6 protein-coding genes (1 of these 6 only partly in view) are annotated in these 17467 nt (G+C 69.1%); all 6 read left to right on the top strand.

Annotated features, from left to right (window positions below; translation table 11 throughout):
- Positions 1–7477: the 3' end of a WXG100-like domain-containing protein gene (locus C7C45_RS23140; protein WP_146247385.1), read on the top strand. It extends 25667 nt beyond the left edge of the window; only the last 7477 of its 33144 coding nucleotides appear in the window; its start codon lies off the left edge, out of view; it ends in the stop codon at positions 7475–7477.
- A 148-nt stretch (positions 7478–7625) separates the two neighbouring features.
- The gene (locus C7C45_RS23145; protein ID WP_146247386.1) at positions 7626–8816 is read left to right on the top strand and encodes a hypothetical protein; all 1191 of its coding nucleotides are present in this window, start codon (positions 7626–7628) and stop codon (positions 8814–8816) included.
- A 38-nt stretch (positions 8817–8854) separates the two neighbouring features.
- A complete protein-coding gene (locus C7C45_RS23150) occupies positions 8855–10513 on the top strand; it encodes a hypothetical protein (protein ID WP_146247387.1) in 1659 nt (552 codons plus the stop codon).
- 59 nt (positions 10514–10572) lie between these two features.
- Positions 10573–13365 (top strand): hypothetical protein, encoded by a 2793-nt coding sequence (locus C7C45_RS23155; protein ID WP_167454804.1) that lies wholly within the window; start codon positions 10573–10575, stop codon positions 13363–13365.
- On the top strand, positions 13362–16697 hold the full coding sequence (locus C7C45_RS23160) for a right-handed parallel beta-helix repeat-containing protein (protein WP_110565809.1): 3336 nt from the start codon (positions 13362–13364) through the stop codon (positions 16695–16697). The genes C7C45_RS23155 and C7C45_RS23160 overlap by 4 nt, the downstream gene beginning before the upstream one ends.
- Before the next feature lie 163 nt (positions 16698–16860).
- The gene (locus C7C45_RS23165; RefSeq protein ID WP_244200517.1) at positions 16861–17445 is read left to right on the top strand and encodes a sigma-70 family RNA polymerase sigma factor; all 585 of its coding nucleotides are present in this window, start codon (positions 16861–16863) and stop codon (positions 17443–17445) included.
- Positions 17446–17467: the final 22 nt, after the last annotated feature.

Below are 17467 nucleotides of genomic sequence, written 5' to 3' on the forward strand. Positions count from 1 at the left end.
CATTTTCCAAGGCTCGTTGAAGGATTTGTTGGGTTCGGATCCCGGGTTGGTGGAGAGGGTTTTCTCGTCGGTTGACGTGTTGCGTGCGGTGGTTGCGGCTCCGGTGTTGGCGTCGGCGTTGGCGGATCCGGCGGTGCACGAGTTGGTGCGGGATAGGAAGGACGTTCGGCGGTTGATCCGGCGGCAGCCTGCGGTGGCTGACGCGTTGGTGGAGCGTCCCGGTGACTGGGTGCCGGCGCTGCACGGCCGGGAGTTGGTGCGGGTCCTGACCGAGATGCCGGCGGTGAGTGATCTGTTCCGTCAGCATCCGTTCCTGCTTGCGGCCGTCCGGCGTAATCGCGCGCTCTTGACCGCTGTTGCCGGCGACCCGCAGTTGCGGGAGGCGTTGGGTCGTAACGAGGTGCTGACCGGTGAGCTCGGGTCCAGCGGGTTGAACCAACTTCGGGGGCGCTCTGGTCTGGTAGGCGTGTTGGCGGGGATCACGGCCGAACTGGACGCCGCTTCCTGGCCGGCGGTGCTGTCTGACACCAATCTGCTTCAGCTACTGAACGTCTGGACGGACTTTGCCCAGAGGTTCCTGACCGAGCCTGAGCTCGTGACGTCGTACCGACGCGACTCGGATCGTTTTGTGGGAACTGCGCGGGCATGGCAGTTCCAGGGGCGGGATGTTTCGACGCTGACGGTGCAGGATTTGGCGCCGGTGGTGGTGCCGGGTGCGCCGCCGCGGCCGGTGGTGGCGGGGGTGGGCACGTCACGGCCGGTGGAGTCGGTGGGGGGCCCTGCTGGTCGGGGGTCGGTGGCGGGCGATGGTGGATCGCGGGTTGCTGGGGCGTCGCCGGTGGGTTGGTTGGCGGGGCGGTTGAACGGGTCTGTGCAGGTGGGGAAGTTGTTGCGGGCTCCGGACCCCGTTCTGCTGGAGGTGGTGCTGGCGGATGAGTCGGTGGTGCCGTTGTTGCTGGCCCGGCCTGACGTCGCTGAGATGTTGGCGGAGCGCCCCGATGCGGTGGGTGACTACTCGTTCCGTACGTTCCTGACGTCGGTTGATGGTGTGCGTGATGTGCAGCAGTCTCGTCGGCTGCGCCCGTTCGCGCAGGAGTTTGACCGTTGGTTGGAGGCCACCGACCTGTGGTTCGACGAGGAGTCGGGGGCCGGGGTGCGGGCTGCGGCTCGTGCGGTGTGGTCGCGGTTGGATGCCGAGCAGAGCGAGCGGGATCGGCAAGTGGAGGCGGCACGTCGGGAGCGGTTGGCGCGGCTGGTGCCGAATGACATGGGCACGTGGCAGTTCGCTGGGCGGGTGGAGTACGCCCGTTCGCTGGAGAATCATCCGTTCTCGGCGGACGACGTGGCGGTCTTGGAGCGTGCCGCTGAGGGGGTGGGTGTGCGGGAAGATCGTCCTCAGTTGCACACCCCGTTGCATGTTCATCTCGCTGGTGGCAGTGGAGGTGCCTCGTTCGTCTTCCTGGTGGATGAGAACGGCACAGTGTTCCCGCTCGTTTATGCGGTCAGTGCGAGTCGGTCGGGTAACGCCTACCGGTGGTTCGGCGCTGGTAGTAGCTATCTGAATGGTCCGGCGCCGATCGGGCCCGCGATCCGGGAGCACCCCGCCTTCGGCACCTCCGAGCGGGTGGTTGCGTCAGGGTCCGACGTCGTTGCTGCTGCTGAGCAGCGCGGGTCCGGGGCGGAGCCGCAGGCCCGTTCGGTGGATCCTGATGCGGTGTTGCGGGCGGCGATCGGTGACTACTTCCAGGCCAAGCGGGCGTTCGATGAGCTCGAATCGGCAAGCACGTCCGCGGCGCCCGCCGCGGGCAGTAAGAAGAGCAAGAAGAAGAAGGCCAAGAGCGGTCTGGTCCAGGCGCAACCCGGTGATGGGTCGGCCGAGCGTGCGCAGCGGTTGCAGGATGCGCGGCGGAGGCTCGAGACCCTCGGTGTACGCCTGGACGACGCGCAGCGGGTGGTCGGTGGGCGTGCGCCGGGGGACCTGGAGGCGGTGGCGGATTCGTTGCCGCTTGATGGGGTGGACGGGTCCGCGCCGTCCTTCGTGGACTGTGTGGACCTGGTGGGCGGGTTCGTGGGGGCGTTGCATCCGGGTGGTCGCCGGTTGGTCGGGTCGGTGGATGACGCGGTGGTGGGTCGGGGTGGTGTGGCTGCTGCTCAGGGGCGTCTTGTGCCGGGTGGTGGTTGGGGTGTGGTGGGTTCGGTGGATGGGCTGTTGGCCGATGTGGCCGGGCAGGGGTCTACCGCGGTGGTGTTGGTGAGTTTCCGGGAGGGGGAGGGCCACGCCCTGCTGGTGCATGGGTCGTCGGAGGGGTTGCGGTGGTTTGATCCGCAGTTGCCTCGGGGGCAGTGGGTGACGGCTGAGGAGCCTGCGGTGGTGCGGGCGGCGGCTGTCGAGGTGCGGGTGGCGGTCCTCGACGCCGGTGGGCGGGTGGTGTCGCCGGGGTCGTGGTCGACGCCCGGGTCGTCCAACGTGGTGCAGGTGATGTCGGATCCGCCGCAGCGTCACGATTTCGCCTCGCGCCGGCCGGACCCGCGTCGGCTACCGGCGTCCACCGCTGGTGGCCCGCGATTGGCTGCCGGGGCGTCCGGCCGGGCGGGCACTGTCGCCGCGGCGATAGACCCGCAGGTCGACGAACGTCTGAAGGCAGCAGCACAACGCGTGGTTTCGCGTTGGGACATCGAAGAAAACAAAAAGGAGACTTACAGGCGGGAAGCCTACCAATGGTTGCGAAACACCTATGCCGAAGATGATCGGTTTTCGATCGACGATCGGGCAAGCATTGCCTCAGGGCTCCCGGAAGCATATTCCCGGATGCCTCGGAGGATGGGCCTCGCGGCGATAATGGGCCATCTGGCCCGGCGTGAGGCGGAGGGAGGGCTGTCGCCCGATCAGTTTGCCATGCTTATCAAGGAGCCGAGGCTGCTCGGTCTGATGTTGGTACGGCCGAAGCTCGCGGTGACCTACGCCGAGAACTTCCCCAACCTTCTCGACAAGCTATTGCACTTCGAGGGGTACGAGCCAATCGACCTTGATCTGCTGCAGCATTTCGTCGATCGAAAAGGCGATATTGTCAATAGGCTTGAGAATGACTATCACCTTCGCCAGTTGTTCTTCTGGCCTGCCGGGCTGGAGGCCATGAGGCGTCTGGGTGACTGGTCGCACCTGGTCTTCCCTTATCGTGTGTCCTTCGAACTCTCGAGGCTGCTTGCGAAGTCGTCCCTCGCTGAGGCGATTATCAGTTCACCCGATCCGGCTGTGGCGCTCCGTGGTGTTACCCGCTCGCCCGGCCTGGTTGAAGAACTATCCGCCGCGTACGAGTCGGCGCCGTCTTCTTGGTCCAAAGAACAGTTTGGTCTTCTTTTCCAGGACCCTCGGTTTCTGGATGTGTTGCGGCGAAACCCGGCGGCGGTGGGGGCCGTTGTGCGAGTGCCGGGGATGCTTGCGGCGGCGGTCGCCAATCTTGATGTTGTTTCAGTGTTGAACGGCAACCCAGATCTTGCTGATGTGTTGATCGACAGCAGCCCGGTATTCGGCGAGCGTCTTGCGGGTTCGATTGAGCTGCTTCGCGAGGCTGCTGGGAACCGGTGGGTGGCCGCGCGGCTGTCGAGAAACCCGGCATACTTCGACACCAGGTCCTCCGAAGAACTGTTGGTCGCGTTGCGGGGCGCAACCGCCCCCCCTCAGGTCGCTCCACTGAAGAGGGAGGCCTCGTCTGCCGAGACCAAGGCGCTGGCCCAGAATTCGGTGCTGCGGGCTGCGGTGTTGGATCCGGAGTTGGCCGGGGATGTCCGAAAGCGCCGGTGGAGTCTGTTGAAGGACAAGCCCGACCTTGCGAACTTCCTCGCCGCTAACCCGGACCTCTTGAGCCACCCTCATGAGTACGGGCGGTTGCTGGATGCCACCGACGGGCTGTGGCAGAAACTGCTGGACAAGCCGGACACAACGCGACCCCTGCTTCCCATTCTGCTGCGTAGTCGCTCCATGAGACGGCGTATCACTAAAGCTGGAGGTGAGGATCTGTTCCTGCCGGTGGCCCAGGGGGTCAGGGATAATCCGGCATATCGGAGGGCGCTCCTGCTGAGCAGTGGCCTGCGCTTTGTGACGGCGGAATACCTCCGCCCTCTGGGTCTGCTGGTCCTTGAGATGCCGGCGCTGGTCGAATCGTTGGCGCGCGATGAGGGGTTGCTCGCTGTTGCGTCACTCGGCTACTCGGACGTCTGGCGGACACTGTTCCAAGACACGAAGCTTGGGTCAGTGGTTGCCAATGACGAGGGCATGCTGCGGCTGCTGGTGCAGAACCTTCCGCTTGCCCTGCTGGTTGCTGAAGTAACCAATCGTTTACGGGTCTCTGAGATGCTGCTCAGGAACCTGCAGGGGCGTGGCGAGCTTTCGGGGGTGCTCGCGACGAACTCGGATCTGCTGCCGACGAAGGCCCACTGGGAGGTCCTGCTGTCGGCGCCGGCGTTCTTTGACTATCTTGACTCCGATTCAGAGTTGCGGCTGGCTGGCATGCTCGTCGCGGCACCCGAGTTGTTGATCGAGATCGCGAGTCGACCCATCCCGCAGACGATGGTCGAGGTGGCGGCGAAGTTCGACGGGCCGATAAAGGAGAGCGCGGCGCTGCGTCGCGATGGGTCGAAGGACTGGTCCGTTCCGCTGCGGGTAGTTATTGAAGGTTTGGGTGCGCGGTTGGTGTCGCCGGAAGGCGTCTTCGTGAAACCCGAGGCCGTGCCGTTGGCTGACATTCTGGGGGAGCCCGCCGATGAGACGGCTGGGCAGGCGGCGACCAGGGCTGGCCTCTCGCCGGAGAAGTCGGCAGAGATTCTGGCCCAACGCACGAGGGTGCGGCAGTATCCTCGGTTGGTCGCCTCGATAGAACGTCACCCTGCTCTTGCGGCGATCTTGGTGGAAAATCCGCTGATGGTCGACGTGCTGGGGAAGTTGCCCGGGTTGCTTGGCCTCTTGGACGGGCCGGACGCGCTCGTCGTGTTCCGTAGTTTGCAGGCTGCGCCCAAATTCTTCGAAGCCATGCTCAAGTCCGACCCCTTGTACCACTTCTACCTGTCCGACGGAAACGTGCGCGGGGAAGTGTCCAGCGAGGGCGACAGAATGGCTCGGCAAACGTCGATCTTCCAGATTCGGCGGAACTATAACGAATTCTCCCTAGAAATCGGCTCAAAAACGGCTGTCTACAAATTGATGTTCGATTTCCCGTCGGTGGCGGAGGTGCTTCTGGCTCATCGGAAGGGGGCGCTTGAGCTTTTGGCGCGGGAGGGTTTTGCTGGTGTGTTGGCTGCGCAGGGGGAGCGGGTTGTTGATGCGGCGGTGAGTCATCTGTCGTTGTTGCGTTTCCTGTCGGCTCATCCTGGTGAAGTGTCCACGCTCGGGTCGGTGCCGGCGTTGGCAGAGGCGTTCCTCGCGCACCGTTATGACTTGACTGATGGTGAGTTGGCGAGCATTTTCCGGGATCCGTTGAAGGGTTTGTTGGTTGCGGATCCCGGGTTGGTGGAGAGGGTTTTCTCGTCGGTTGACGTGTTGCGGGCGGTGGTTGCGGCTCCGGTGTTGGCGTCGGCGTTGGCGGATCCGGCGGTGCACGAGTTGGTGCGGGGTAGGAAGGACGTTCGGCGGTTGATCCGGCGGCAGCCTGCGGTGGCCGGCGTGCTGGTGGAGCGTCCCGGTGACTGGGTGCCGGCGTTGCGTGGCCGGGAGTTGGTGCGGGTCCTGACCGGGGAGCCAGCGGTGAGTGACCTGTTCCGTCAGCATCCGTTCCTCTTGTCTGCTGTCCGGGATAACCGTGCGCTCCTGCCGGCCGTTGCTGCTGACTCGCAGTTGCGGGAGGCGTTGGGTCGTAATGAGGTTCTGACGGGTGAGCTCGGATCCGGTAGGTTGAGCCGCCTTCGGGTGCGCCCTGGCCTGGTGGGTGTGTTGGCGGGGACGACGGCCGTGTTGGATGCCGGTACGTGGTCGAGGGTCTTGTCGGACGCCAACTTGCTGCAGCTGTTGAATGCGTGGCCGGGCTTTGCGCGGAGGTTCCTGACTGAGCCTCAGTTTGTGGAGTCGTATCGGAACGACTCGGACCGCTCGGACCGTTTTGTGGAGACCGCGCGGCGGTTGCAGTCGCTGGGGCGGGATGTTTCGACGCTGACGGTGCAGGATTTGGCGCCGGTGGTGGTGCCGGGTGCGCAGCCGCAGCCGCAGCCGCGGCCGGTGGTGGCGGGGGTGGGCACGTCACGGCCGGTGGAGTCGGTGGGGGGCCCTGCTGGTCGGGGGTCGGTGGCGGGCGATGGTGGATCGCGGGTTGCTGGGGCGTCGCCGGTGGGTTGGTTGGCGGGGCGGTTGAACGGGTCTGCGCAGGTGGGGAAGTTGTTGCGGGCTCCGGACCCCGTTCTGCTGGAGGTGGTGCTGGCGGATGAGTCGGTGGTGCCGTTGTTGCTGGCCCGGCCCGATGTCGCTGAGATGTTGGCGGAGCGCCCCGATGCGGTGGGTGACTACTCGTTCCGTACGTTCCTGACGTCGGTTGACGGGGTGCGTGATGTGCAGCAGTCTCGTCGGCTGCGCCCGTTCGCGCAGGAGTTTGACCGTTGGTTGGAGGCCACCGACCTGTGGTTCGACGAGGAGTCGGGGGCCGGGGTGCGGGCTGCGGCTCGTGCGGTGTGGTCGCGGTTGGATGCCGAGCAGGGTGAGCGGGATCGGCAGGTTGAGGCGGCACGTCGGGAGCGGTTGGCGCGGCTGGTGCCGAATGACATGGGCACGTGGCAGTTCGCTGGGCGGGTGGAGTACGCCCGTTCGCTGGAGAATCATCCGTTCTCGGCGGACGACGTGGCGGTCTTGGAGCGTGCCGCTGAGGGGGTGGGTGTGCGGGAGGATCGTCCTCAGTTGCACATCCCTCTGCATGTTCATCTCGCTGGTGGCAGCGGGGGTGCTGCACTCGTGTTCCTGGTGGATGAGAACGGGGAGGTGTTCCCGCTCGTTTATGCGGTCAGTGCGAGTCGGTCGGCTAACGCGTATCGGTGGTTCGGTGCTGGCAGTAGCTACATGAACGGTCCGCCGCCGATCGGGCCCGCGATCCGGGAGCACCCCGCCTTCGGCACCTCCGAGCGGGTGGTTGCGTCAGGGTCCGACGTCGTTGCTGCTGCTGAGCAGCGCGGGTCCGGGGCCGTGCCGGTGCGGCCGGAGCCGCAGGCCCGTTCCGGGGATCCCGATGCGGTGTTGCGGGCGGCGATCGGTGACTACTTCCAGGCCAAGCGGGCGTTCGATGAGCTCGCATCGGCAAGCACGTCCGCGGCGCCCGCCGCTGGCAGTAAGAAGAGCAAGAAGAAGAAGGCCAAGAGCGGTCTGGTCCAGGCACAACCCGACGACGGGCGGATCGAAGACGCGCAGGGGCTGCGGACCGAACGCGAGCAGAGGCTGCAGGACGCGCGGAGAAAACTCGAAGACCTTGGCGTACGCCTGGACAACCCGGAGACCGATCCCCGCTGATCGTGGTTGTTGTGCGCAGACCGTGCAGGCCTGTCCAGGCTCGTTCGAGAGCGGTCGCCGGCAATTTTGAACCGGATGGGCGCCCCAACCGTCGTCTGGACGACCACCCGAACAGCGGGACGGGCACGTGTACCAGGAGGGCGAGGTCATGACCCAGGCGGTAGCTGCGTCCAGTGATCAACTTGCCGCCTTCCATCACCTGCTGCTGCGGATGTCCGGTCGGCTGCCGGACGAGTTGATCACCGCCTGCCGCCGCTGGCTGGCCGACGGCGAACTCGTGGAGATCGCCCAGGCCGTGGTCTTCGCCGCGCTCGCCGGGCGGGTGCCGATGACCGACACCGACGCACTCCTGCTGGCGGACACCCTCGCCGACGCCGAGGAGGACACCGACGCGCTCTCCGAGATCGAGCGCGCGGACACCGACCCGCAACCGATGTACGGGCTGGCTCCGGTCAGCCCGCAGGAACTGGCCGAACACGGCGACACGGTGCCGTACAGCATCGACCTGACCGTGCCGTACGACGGGCCCGGCGCCGCCGACGAGATCGACCAGGCGGCGGTTGCAGCGGTACGGGCACAGCGTGACGAAGGGGCACCGGTCAGGGCACTCTGGCGAGCCTGGCGGTTCCCGGCGCTGGACACGCAATGGCCGCCGCCGCGCCGGCTCTACCTGCTCCAAGCCGACGACGAGTCGGCGCTGCCCGCCCTGGGAGTCCGGGTGCAGGAGGCACTGGAGGACGCCGGAGAAACGGATCCACAGGTCGAGGCGTTCCTCGACACCGACGACCTGCCGGCGTACCAGCGCACCGCGCTCGGGTTCTCCACTCTGCTCTGGACCGCGGCCCCCGCGGTAGCCCCGCTCGTCGCCAGCGTGTACGACACCTTCGACCCGGAGCATGGACCAGGTTTCGACCCGGCTCATCCCCGGCTGGAGGGGGAGGAACGCGACCGGGTGCTGAGCTACCTGGCCGAGGGGGCGCCGCTACTTATCACGGCGACCCGCAGCCAGGACGTCGTTGATCCGGCCGCCGGCGAGGTGGTGCCGACCGGGTTCTTCACCGACGGCCAGTGGATCTGGACCGAGGCGGTCGCGTACTACCTGCGCGTACACGGGCTGGCCCCGGACCCGGACCTGCTGGACGCCATCCGCGCCCATGACTTCCTGCCGCCCGAGGTGGACACGGTGGCCATGCACCGCGCGTTGTCAGTTCTGTACGCGCCGCTCACCGAAAGTGCCGAGGCGGTCGACACGGACGGTGACGGTGACGCCGCCCTGGACAAAATTCGCCACTATCCGGCGGATTCGTTGAACCAGGCGGGCTCGGCGGCCGTCGTGTAACCGGACACGGCAGTTGAGGGAGATCAAAGGTGGCAACGATGCCCGGTGGTAGTGCCATGCAACGGTTGCGCGGCAGGATCACCGCATCGAAGTTCCTGCGCCGTGTGCGGCACGTGCCCCGGCATGCCCTCGACCGGTTGGACAGCCCGCTGCGGCGTTGGGTCGCCGCCGCCGTCCTCTTCGTGCTGCTGACCGCGGCCGGCGTCACCGCCAGCGCCGGGTTCGGGACCGCCACCGCCGAGGACAGCGGGCTCGCCGGACGACCGGTTCCGGCCGGCCAGGTGGAGCTCATCGCGGCGGCGGCGCGCTCGTGCCCAGTTCTCACCCCGGCGCGGCTCTCCGGGCAGTTGATGGCCGCGTCCGGCTTCGACCTCAACGGCAAGTCCGACAGCGGCGGCTCGGGTCTGGCCGGGTTGACCGACGCCGCGTGGGACAAGTGGAAGCCAAGTCCGTCCTCCCAGCGCAACGACCCGGCCGCGAACATCACCGCCCTTGCTCACCTCACCTGCGATCAGGTGGGCCAGGTCCGTCAGGCCGGCCTCGGCGGCGACCTGTGGCGGCTCGCGCTGGCCGCCCACCACTCCGGCATCGCCGCGGTCACCTCCGCCAAGGGCATACCGGGGCCGGCGCGGGCATACGTCAACCGAGTCTCCGCCTACGCCACCTGGTACGCCCGCCAAGCCGGTGGCGGCTCCGAATCGGCCGAACCGACCGGACCGAGCGGTGCCGTACCGGGCCGGGGAACCACCGCGAAGCCGGTGCCCGACGAGTACGTAGCCGCCGTGCTCGCAGCCGGCCGCACCTGCCCGGCGCTCTCGCCGGCCCGGGTCGCGGCCCAGCTGATGGCCTCCTCCGGGTTCAACCCGAACCTGATCGGCCCCCACCGGGCACAGGGAATCGCCCAGTTCACCCCCCAGATCTGGGCCCGGTACGCCCCGTCGGCCGCCGCCACTTCACCCTGGGATCCAAGCTCGGCCGTGCCGGCTCTGGGACGGACGATGTGCACCCTGCTCGGCGAGGTGGCCGGGCTGGGCAAGGACCCGTACCCGGTGGCGTTGGCCGCGTTCCGGGGCGGACCGGAGGCGGTACAGCAGGCGGGCGGCGTGCCGAACAGTACCGAGCTGCGTGACTACGTCAGCCTGGTGACCGGATACGTCGCCTACTACGAGCAGGATGTGCGGCTGGGCGGCAAACCGGCCGGCACGCCGAAGCCGACCGCGACGCCAGCTCCGAGTGCCAATCCGACCAAGCCGGCACCGCACACGTCGTCCGCTCCGCCAGCGGCCGGGGGCAAGCCGACGGCCGGTGCGTCCTCGCCGCCCCGACCCCAGCAGACCAAGCCCGCCGCGCCGTCGAAGCCGGACTGGCAGACCCGGGTGGTGGAGGGCACGTCGGTGCTGGAGCTCGGCCAGGCGTGGACCACCAACCGGCTGCAGCTCAAGCTGACCAACGACGGCAACGTGGTCCTCTACGACCAGGGCCGGCGGGTCTGGCAGACCGGCACCGGGGGCAAGGGTGGTCATCACCTGGTCTTCCAGGGCGACGGTCACCTGGTGCTCTACACCCAGCGCGAGGCCACCCTGTGGAGTTCGGGCACGGCCGGCAACAACGGGGCGATTCTGGTGTTGCAGGCCGACGGCAACGTGACCATCTCGTTGGGGGGCCGTGGGCTCTGGCACACCGGGACGGCGAGCTGACTATCGGTGTCCATCCGGGAAGGCGCGCATCGCAACACAGTGGGAACGAGGTCGAGCTGATGTCCTCCACAGGGACCGACCAGTCGATCCCGGGTCTCATCGTGGAATCCGTCGGTGACGCGCTGGCTCTGCGTACGGAGATGGACGGGGCTGCCCCGTTGTCGGCGCTGGTCACCGGACTGCTCAGGGAGGCCGGGCCGACGGTGGTGTTGAGTACGCCGTCGGTCACCGCCCGGCCGGACCTTTTCGAGGTGCTGCCGACGGTCCTGTCCGAACACCTGGGCGGTGCCGCGACCGGCATTCGGCTGGTGCCGCTCGGGCGGTACGCCCGGTCCGTCGATCCAGGGGTCGAGTTGCGACAACTGGCCGAGTGGATCGGCCAGGAAGTGACGTTTCCGCTGGAGGAGCTCTTCGTCTCGGCTGACGCCGCGCTGCGTACCGCGCCGTGGGCGGTGTCGGCCACGAACGGCCAGGTCCGCCCCGACCGGCAGTGGCCACAGCTCGAGCCTCCGTCTCCGGTCGCGGTGCCGGCGCCCACGTCGGTCACGCCGCCACCGGTGGTGGTGGCGGCGCAGATCGAGCCGCTCGAGGTGGATGCACCGATCGTGGTCGCGGCGGCGCCTGTCGCGTTTGCGGACGGGCCGACCCCGGCCCTGTCGCCCACGCCGGTCGCCGGTCAGCCGGGCACGGCCACGATCGACGCTCATCGCCCGGTCGCCCCGAGCCGCCCGGTCGCCCCGAGCCGCCCGGTCGCCCCGAGCCGCCCGGTTGCCCCGAGCCGCCCGGTTGCCCCCGGTGGGCCGGCCGCGGCGCAGTGGCCGCACCTGGTGTCGCATCCGCGCCGCGGTTTCGTCGACCTGCCAGTGGAGCGCCCGCCCATCGCCTGGCGACCGAATCGGCCCGCACCAGACCCGACCCGTGCCGGCCTGCGGGCCCAGCCGGCTCCCGCTGCCCGGCCGACGGTCGCGGTGCCGGGAGTACGGACGCCCGCGGGCTGGTCGTTCCTGGACGCGCCGGGGGTCGGCACCGAATCGATGCTGGCCGGGTTCGTGGTCGAGATCCGGGTGGACGTCACCGGCTTCCGGGTGGGCGGTCGGCTGGTCTCGGCCCGCGCACTGGCGAAGCTGATCCACGCCTGCCGCGAGGACGACGACACCCAGCCGGTGGTGTTCGTCGTGCACGGCGCACCGGTCAAGGGAGCCGCCGCCGACGTGCTCTTCGGCGGTCTCGCCGACACCCTGAAGGTGCCGGTGCACGCGGCCGACGCGGAGGTGACCCGGACCGCCACCGGTCTGCTCCAGACCTCCGGTGCGTTCCGTCGTTGGACCCCTCGCCAGCAGGGCGCGGCACCCAGAACGCGTCGGGTCCGGCTGCTCGGCCGGGTGCTGCCGGCACTGCCCGCCGTACCCGTTCGCCGGGGCAGCCGCCCCGGCAACGGACCGGTCCCACCGGTGACTCCCGAGCCGCCCACGGTCGGTCAGCGGGCTCCGGTCGGCCCGGCGGAAGAGTTGTCGCCCGCCCCGCTCGATGCCGAGGTTGCCGTCCTGCTCGCATCGGTTCGGTGGGTAGCGGCGTCGCGGGTGGCGCGGCTCGAAGTGCCACCACTTCCGGTGTTGGTCGTTCCGCCGCCCGGCACCGGTACCAACGCGCCGGTCAGCGACCAGGGCATCGACGTACCGAGGCCGGCCGAGGAGCTGACCGATCGGCAGCAGCACCCCGACGAGGCTCTGGCGCTCTCCGCCCTGACATCTCCCGCCGGTCCGGTCGGCGGCGCGGGCGTTGCCGTGCTCGGCGAGCCCGACGCGGTGACGGTGGCCGCAGCCGGGCCGGAAGACCGGGACGAGGAGGTCCCGCTGGCCATCTCGGGGTGGCGTCCGACGCCGTCCGCGCAGGCCGACGCCGTTGCCGGTGTGCCCGCGCTGTCGACGGCACCGCCGCTGCCCGAGCCCACCTCCCCGGCCGGTCCGGCCCAGCCGGCTGCCACGGCCACCGACGGGCCCGGCCCGGTCCGGGCACCGCAGCCGGTTCTACCGCCCGGCCCGGCACCCCGCTGGCTTGCCGAGGCTGACATCGAGCGGGCGGTCGCGGACCGCACGGGGCTGCGGAACGCGCTCAGCGGCCGGTACGACGCGCACGCCCGGGTGGTCGCCCGAACCCTGGCGCAGTCACCCGGACTGCGCGCCGCGGCGGGAGCGTTCACGGAGCTGACGACGGGGCTGGTCGCGATCCGGGCCTACTGCGACGGTGAACGTGAGCTGATGAACCAGGTTCTGCGCGGTGGTGGTCCGGACTCCGACGTGGATCGCGCCTCGGTGGTGGCGTGCTGCGCCGCGTACGGGCTGCGTCGGTTGCCGTCGGTACTGGGTCCGGTCTTCCGGGCCGGGCTCGCCGATGTGCGCCTGGTCGACGGGTATCGGGCCGGTGACGTCCTGATCGAGCCCGCCTTCGTCGACGTCGACCTGGGCCCCGCGCCGGTCGACGAGAACCACGTGCGGTTCGCCATCTGGTCGGTCAGCGCGCACCGGTTGGACGGCCTGGATGGCGCCCAACGAGCCTCCGCGATCTTCCCGCCGGGGAGTCGCTTCCAGGTGCTCGCTGTGGACGAGCAGACGACGGACGAGCCGAGCCGGGTCTTCCTGCGTGACCTCGCCGGCTCGTACCAGGGTGGGCGCGACAGCGCCGACCGGATCCTGTCCCAACTGCGGGCGGCTGACCGGGGCGCGACCCCGTTCGGTGGTACGGACCGGTCCGTACCGACGGCCTTCGCACCCGGTCTGGACGATGCGGGCCGGCCTTTCCCGTTGCCGGCGGTTGCCGGTGCGGTGGCAGTCAACGAGGGTGGACGAGCGTGATCAAGAGCATGCTGTCGGTGTCCCAGACCGAACCGGGGTGCCTGCCGACCATCACCGCGGCGTTGGCGGCGGCCGCTCCCGGTGCCACGGTCGTCGTGCAGCCGGGGACGTACCCGGAGCAGTTGCGGCTGGCCGGGAATGTGACGGTGGTGGCCGAGGACGGGCCAGGCACGGTCACCATCGACGGTGGGGACGGCGTGGCCGTCTTCGTTGCCGGCGGCAACGTGACGCTGCGTGGGCTGACCGTGCGGGGCGGGGCCACCAACCTGCCGGCGATGCAGATCGGGCGCGGCACCCTGCAGGCGAGCGAGTGCACGGTCACCGGGCACGGGATCGTCGCGGTGCACGTGCCCGGCGGACGGCTGGAGATGCGTGACTGCGAGGTCAGCAACCCGGGCGGGGCCGGCTTCATGTTCGATGGGGGCGCGGCCGGCACGGTCACCGGCACCACGGTCCGGGACACGAACAGCGCCGGGGTGGTGATCATGGGCGGTGCCGACCCGGTCCTGCGTGACTGCACGTTCACCGACATTCGGGGCAGCGGGGTGCTGTCCACCCGGGGCGGACGGGGCACCGTCGAGGGGTGCGACATCAGCGCCGTCGACGGACCAGCGGTGGCGGTGGAGGAGGACGGCGCGATCCGGGTCCTCCGCAGCCAACTGCACGACCTGCCCGGCGCCGGGGTGGTCGTCACGGGTGGGCGACCGACGGTGGAGGAGTGCGAGATCCGGACCGTCGGGGGGCACGCGGTGGTGTTCTCCGGCACCGCCGACCCGGTGCTACGCGGTTGCCGTGTACAGGGGGCGGCGGGTCACGGGCTGCTCGTGCTCGACCAGGCCACCGGGCTGTTCGCCGACGGTGACATCGACGGTGCCGAGGCGGCCGCGGTTGCCGTCACCGGCTCGGCCGCGCCGGTGATCGAGGGTAGCCGGGTGACCGCCGGGCCGGCCGGGGCGCTGCTGTTCCAGGGCGAGGCGACCGGCACCGTACGCGCAGTGACCATGCACGGCGGGACGACCGGGGTGGTGGTCGGTGGCTCGGCGGCCCCGTTGATCGAGGATTGCGTCATCGAGGACTCCCTCGAATACGGGGTACGCCTGCTCGACGAGGCCCGGCCCACCGTCAGGCATGCGCGGATCGAGCGCTGCGCGGCCGGGGGCTTCCTGGTCGAGACCGGTGCGTCCCTGACGGCAGAGCAATCCACCGTGCAAGGCGGCGGCGTGGGCCTGCTCCTCAACGTCGGCGCTACGGCCATGGTCAGCGGTTGCGACCTCGGCGGCGCCCGGACGGCCGGTGTCCTGGTGCAGCGGGAGGCGAACCTGACCCTGCTGCGTACCCGGGTGCACGGCAGCGGCGGGCCGGGGGTGCGTTTCGCGGCCGGCTCGTCCGGGCGGGTGGATGGCTGTGAGCTGTTCGAGAACGTTGGGGAGGGTCTGCTTCGGGAGACGGTCGAGCCGGTCCGAGTGGAGGCGACGACCATGGCTGGCAACGGTGGCGGCTCGCTCCGGCCGCCCGGCAAGGGCGGCAACCAGCCGACCCGTACCGGCCCAGCGGCGCCTGCCGTCCCCGCTGCGCGAGTCGCTCCGGCAAAGGGTGATCAGGCACCGCCGTTCCGAGAGTTGGTGCCCGCCGGCGGTGGTCCGCTGGATGAAGGTCCCTCCGACCTCGCCGCCCCGCTCCTGGCCGACCTCGACGCGCTGGTCGGGCTCGCCGGAGTCAAGCACGAGGTGGCGACCCTTGTCGGTCTGCACCGGGTCAGTCAGCGGCGGGCCGCGGCCGGCCTGCCGGCGCCGCCGATGTCCCGACACATGGTGTTCGCCGGCGCCCCGGGCACGGGCAAGACGACCGTGGCCCGGTTGTACGGGCGCATCCTCGCCGCGCTCGGCGTACTGAAGACCGGGCAGTTGGTCGAGGTGGCCCGGGCCGACCTGGTCGCCGAACACGTCGGTGGTACGGCGGTGAAGACCACCGAGAAGTTCAACGAGGCACGGGGCGGAGTGCTCTTCGTCGATGAAGCGTATGCTCTGTCTCCTGTGGACAGTGGTGGGGGCGGGCACGACTTCGGTCGGGAGGCGATCGACACGTTGGTGAAGCTGATGGAGGATCACCGGGACGAGATCGTGGTTATCGTCGCCGGTTATTCGGCGCAGATGCGCGCATTCCTGAGTTCCAACCCGGGTCTCGCCTCCCGGTTCTCCAAGACCGTGGAGTTCGAGAGCTACGCCACCGAGGAACTGGTCACCATCGTCGAGCGGATGTGCAGCACGCACCACTATTCGCTGGAGTACGACACCCGACTGGCACTGACCGAGTTGTTCGACGGGATGGCCCGGGACGCAAATTTCGGCAACGCACGAGTCGCCCGGAAGGTGTTCGAGGAAATGATCGGACGGCAGGCGTTCCGGCTCTCGCAGGCGACCTCGTCGGACGGGGTGGAGCTGGCCCAGTTGCTGCCGCAGGATCTTGGCGTCCCGGCGGCGAGCGGCGTGCGCGCGGGCGAGGCCCGGGTCGACGAGGTCGACCAGTTGCTCGGCCGGCTGCACGGCATGATCGGGCTGAGCGGGGTGAAGCGCGAGGTGGCCGACATGATCGACCTCCTGGCCACGATCCGGACCCGGGTTCGGGCCGGGCTTCCGGCTCCGGTGATCTCCCGGCACCTGGTCTTCTCCGGGCCGCCTGGTACGGGTAAGACCACCGTCGCCCGGCTGTACGGGCAGTTGCTGACCGCGCTCGGCGTACTCGCCGGGGGGCAGTTGGTCGAGGTGGCGCGGGCGGACCTGGTCGGGGAGTACATCGGCCACACCGCGCAGCGCACCCGGGAGGCGTTCGAACGGGCCCGCGGCGGGGTGCTGTTCATCGACGAGGCGTACACCCTGGCGCCGCCGGATGCCCGGCAGGACTTCGGTCGGGAGGCCATCGACACATTGGTCAAGCTGATGGAGGACCACCGGGACGAGGTGGTGGTGATCGCTGCCGGGTACGAGCGGGAGATTGAGACGTTCCTGGCCGCGAACGCCGGTCTGGCCTCCCGCTTCTCCCGCCGGATCCACTTCGGGAACTACAGCCCCGACGAACTTGTCGCGATCTTCCAGGGACTCGCCTCGGCGAGCGGTTACGAGTGCCCGGGTGGCACGCTGATTGCGTTGCGGGAACATTTCGAGCGCGTACCGAAGGGTCGCTCCTTTGGCAATGGGCGGTATGCCCGGCAACTTTTGGAGGACTCGATCACACGTCAGGCGGGCCGGCTGCGAACATTGAGCGCTCCAAACGTCGACCAGCTACGGACGCTCTCGGTGGCGGACGTATCACCGTCAGTGGCCACTGCGAGCTGATGTCCAGTCAACGTCCACGCGTTATGCCAGAACTTGTTCCTCCTGGTTGCTTGATTGGCCTCGTCACGACCGTATGCTTCACCGGGCCGTCGGTACGTGCACACGGTGCTGTGCGCGCGTACTCCTCGGCGAGGAACACGAAGCAGTCCGGTGGAGGCGTTCGATGCTCTTGGTGCCCAGGGTGGTCCTTGCGCAATGGCCCACTCTGGCGGTTGCCGATGACATGCGGAAGGTAGCCAAGCCCGCGGCCAGTGCCCGGATGCAGGCGCTGCACGCCGACCACGCGGAACCGCTCTCCCGTTTCCTGCTGCGCCTTACCTGGGGTGAGCGTCACCTGGCCGAGGACCTGTTGCAGGACACCATGCTGCAGGCGTGGCGTCACCTGGACCGGCTGCCGACCGAACCCGAGGCGGTGCGGCGGTGGCTGTTCACCGTCGCCCGGCGGATCGCTATCGACGCGGCGCGGGCACGGCAGGCCCGGCCGACCGAGGTGGGTATCGCCGACATTACGCAACTGCCGGAGGGCGCCGACACTGCGGAAGGTGTGGTGGCGGCGCAGACCGTCCGACGTGCTCTGCCCAAACTGACGCCGGCCCACCGGGCGGTGCTGATCGAGCTGTATTTCCTGGGCCGCTCCACCGACGAAGCCGCCGCCCGACTCGGCATTCCGGAAGGGACGGTCAAATCCCGTGCATTTTACGCTTTGCGGGCGCTGCGTGCGGCGATCGGGCCGACCGACGCGGGCTGACCAACAGGGGTGGCGTCTTGGC

It is taken from the genome of Micromonospora arborensis (genome assembly GCF_003205615.1).
GTDB classification, from domain to species: Bacteria; Actinomycetota; Actinomycetes; order Mycobacteriales; family Micromonosporaceae; genus Micromonospora; species Micromonospora arborensis.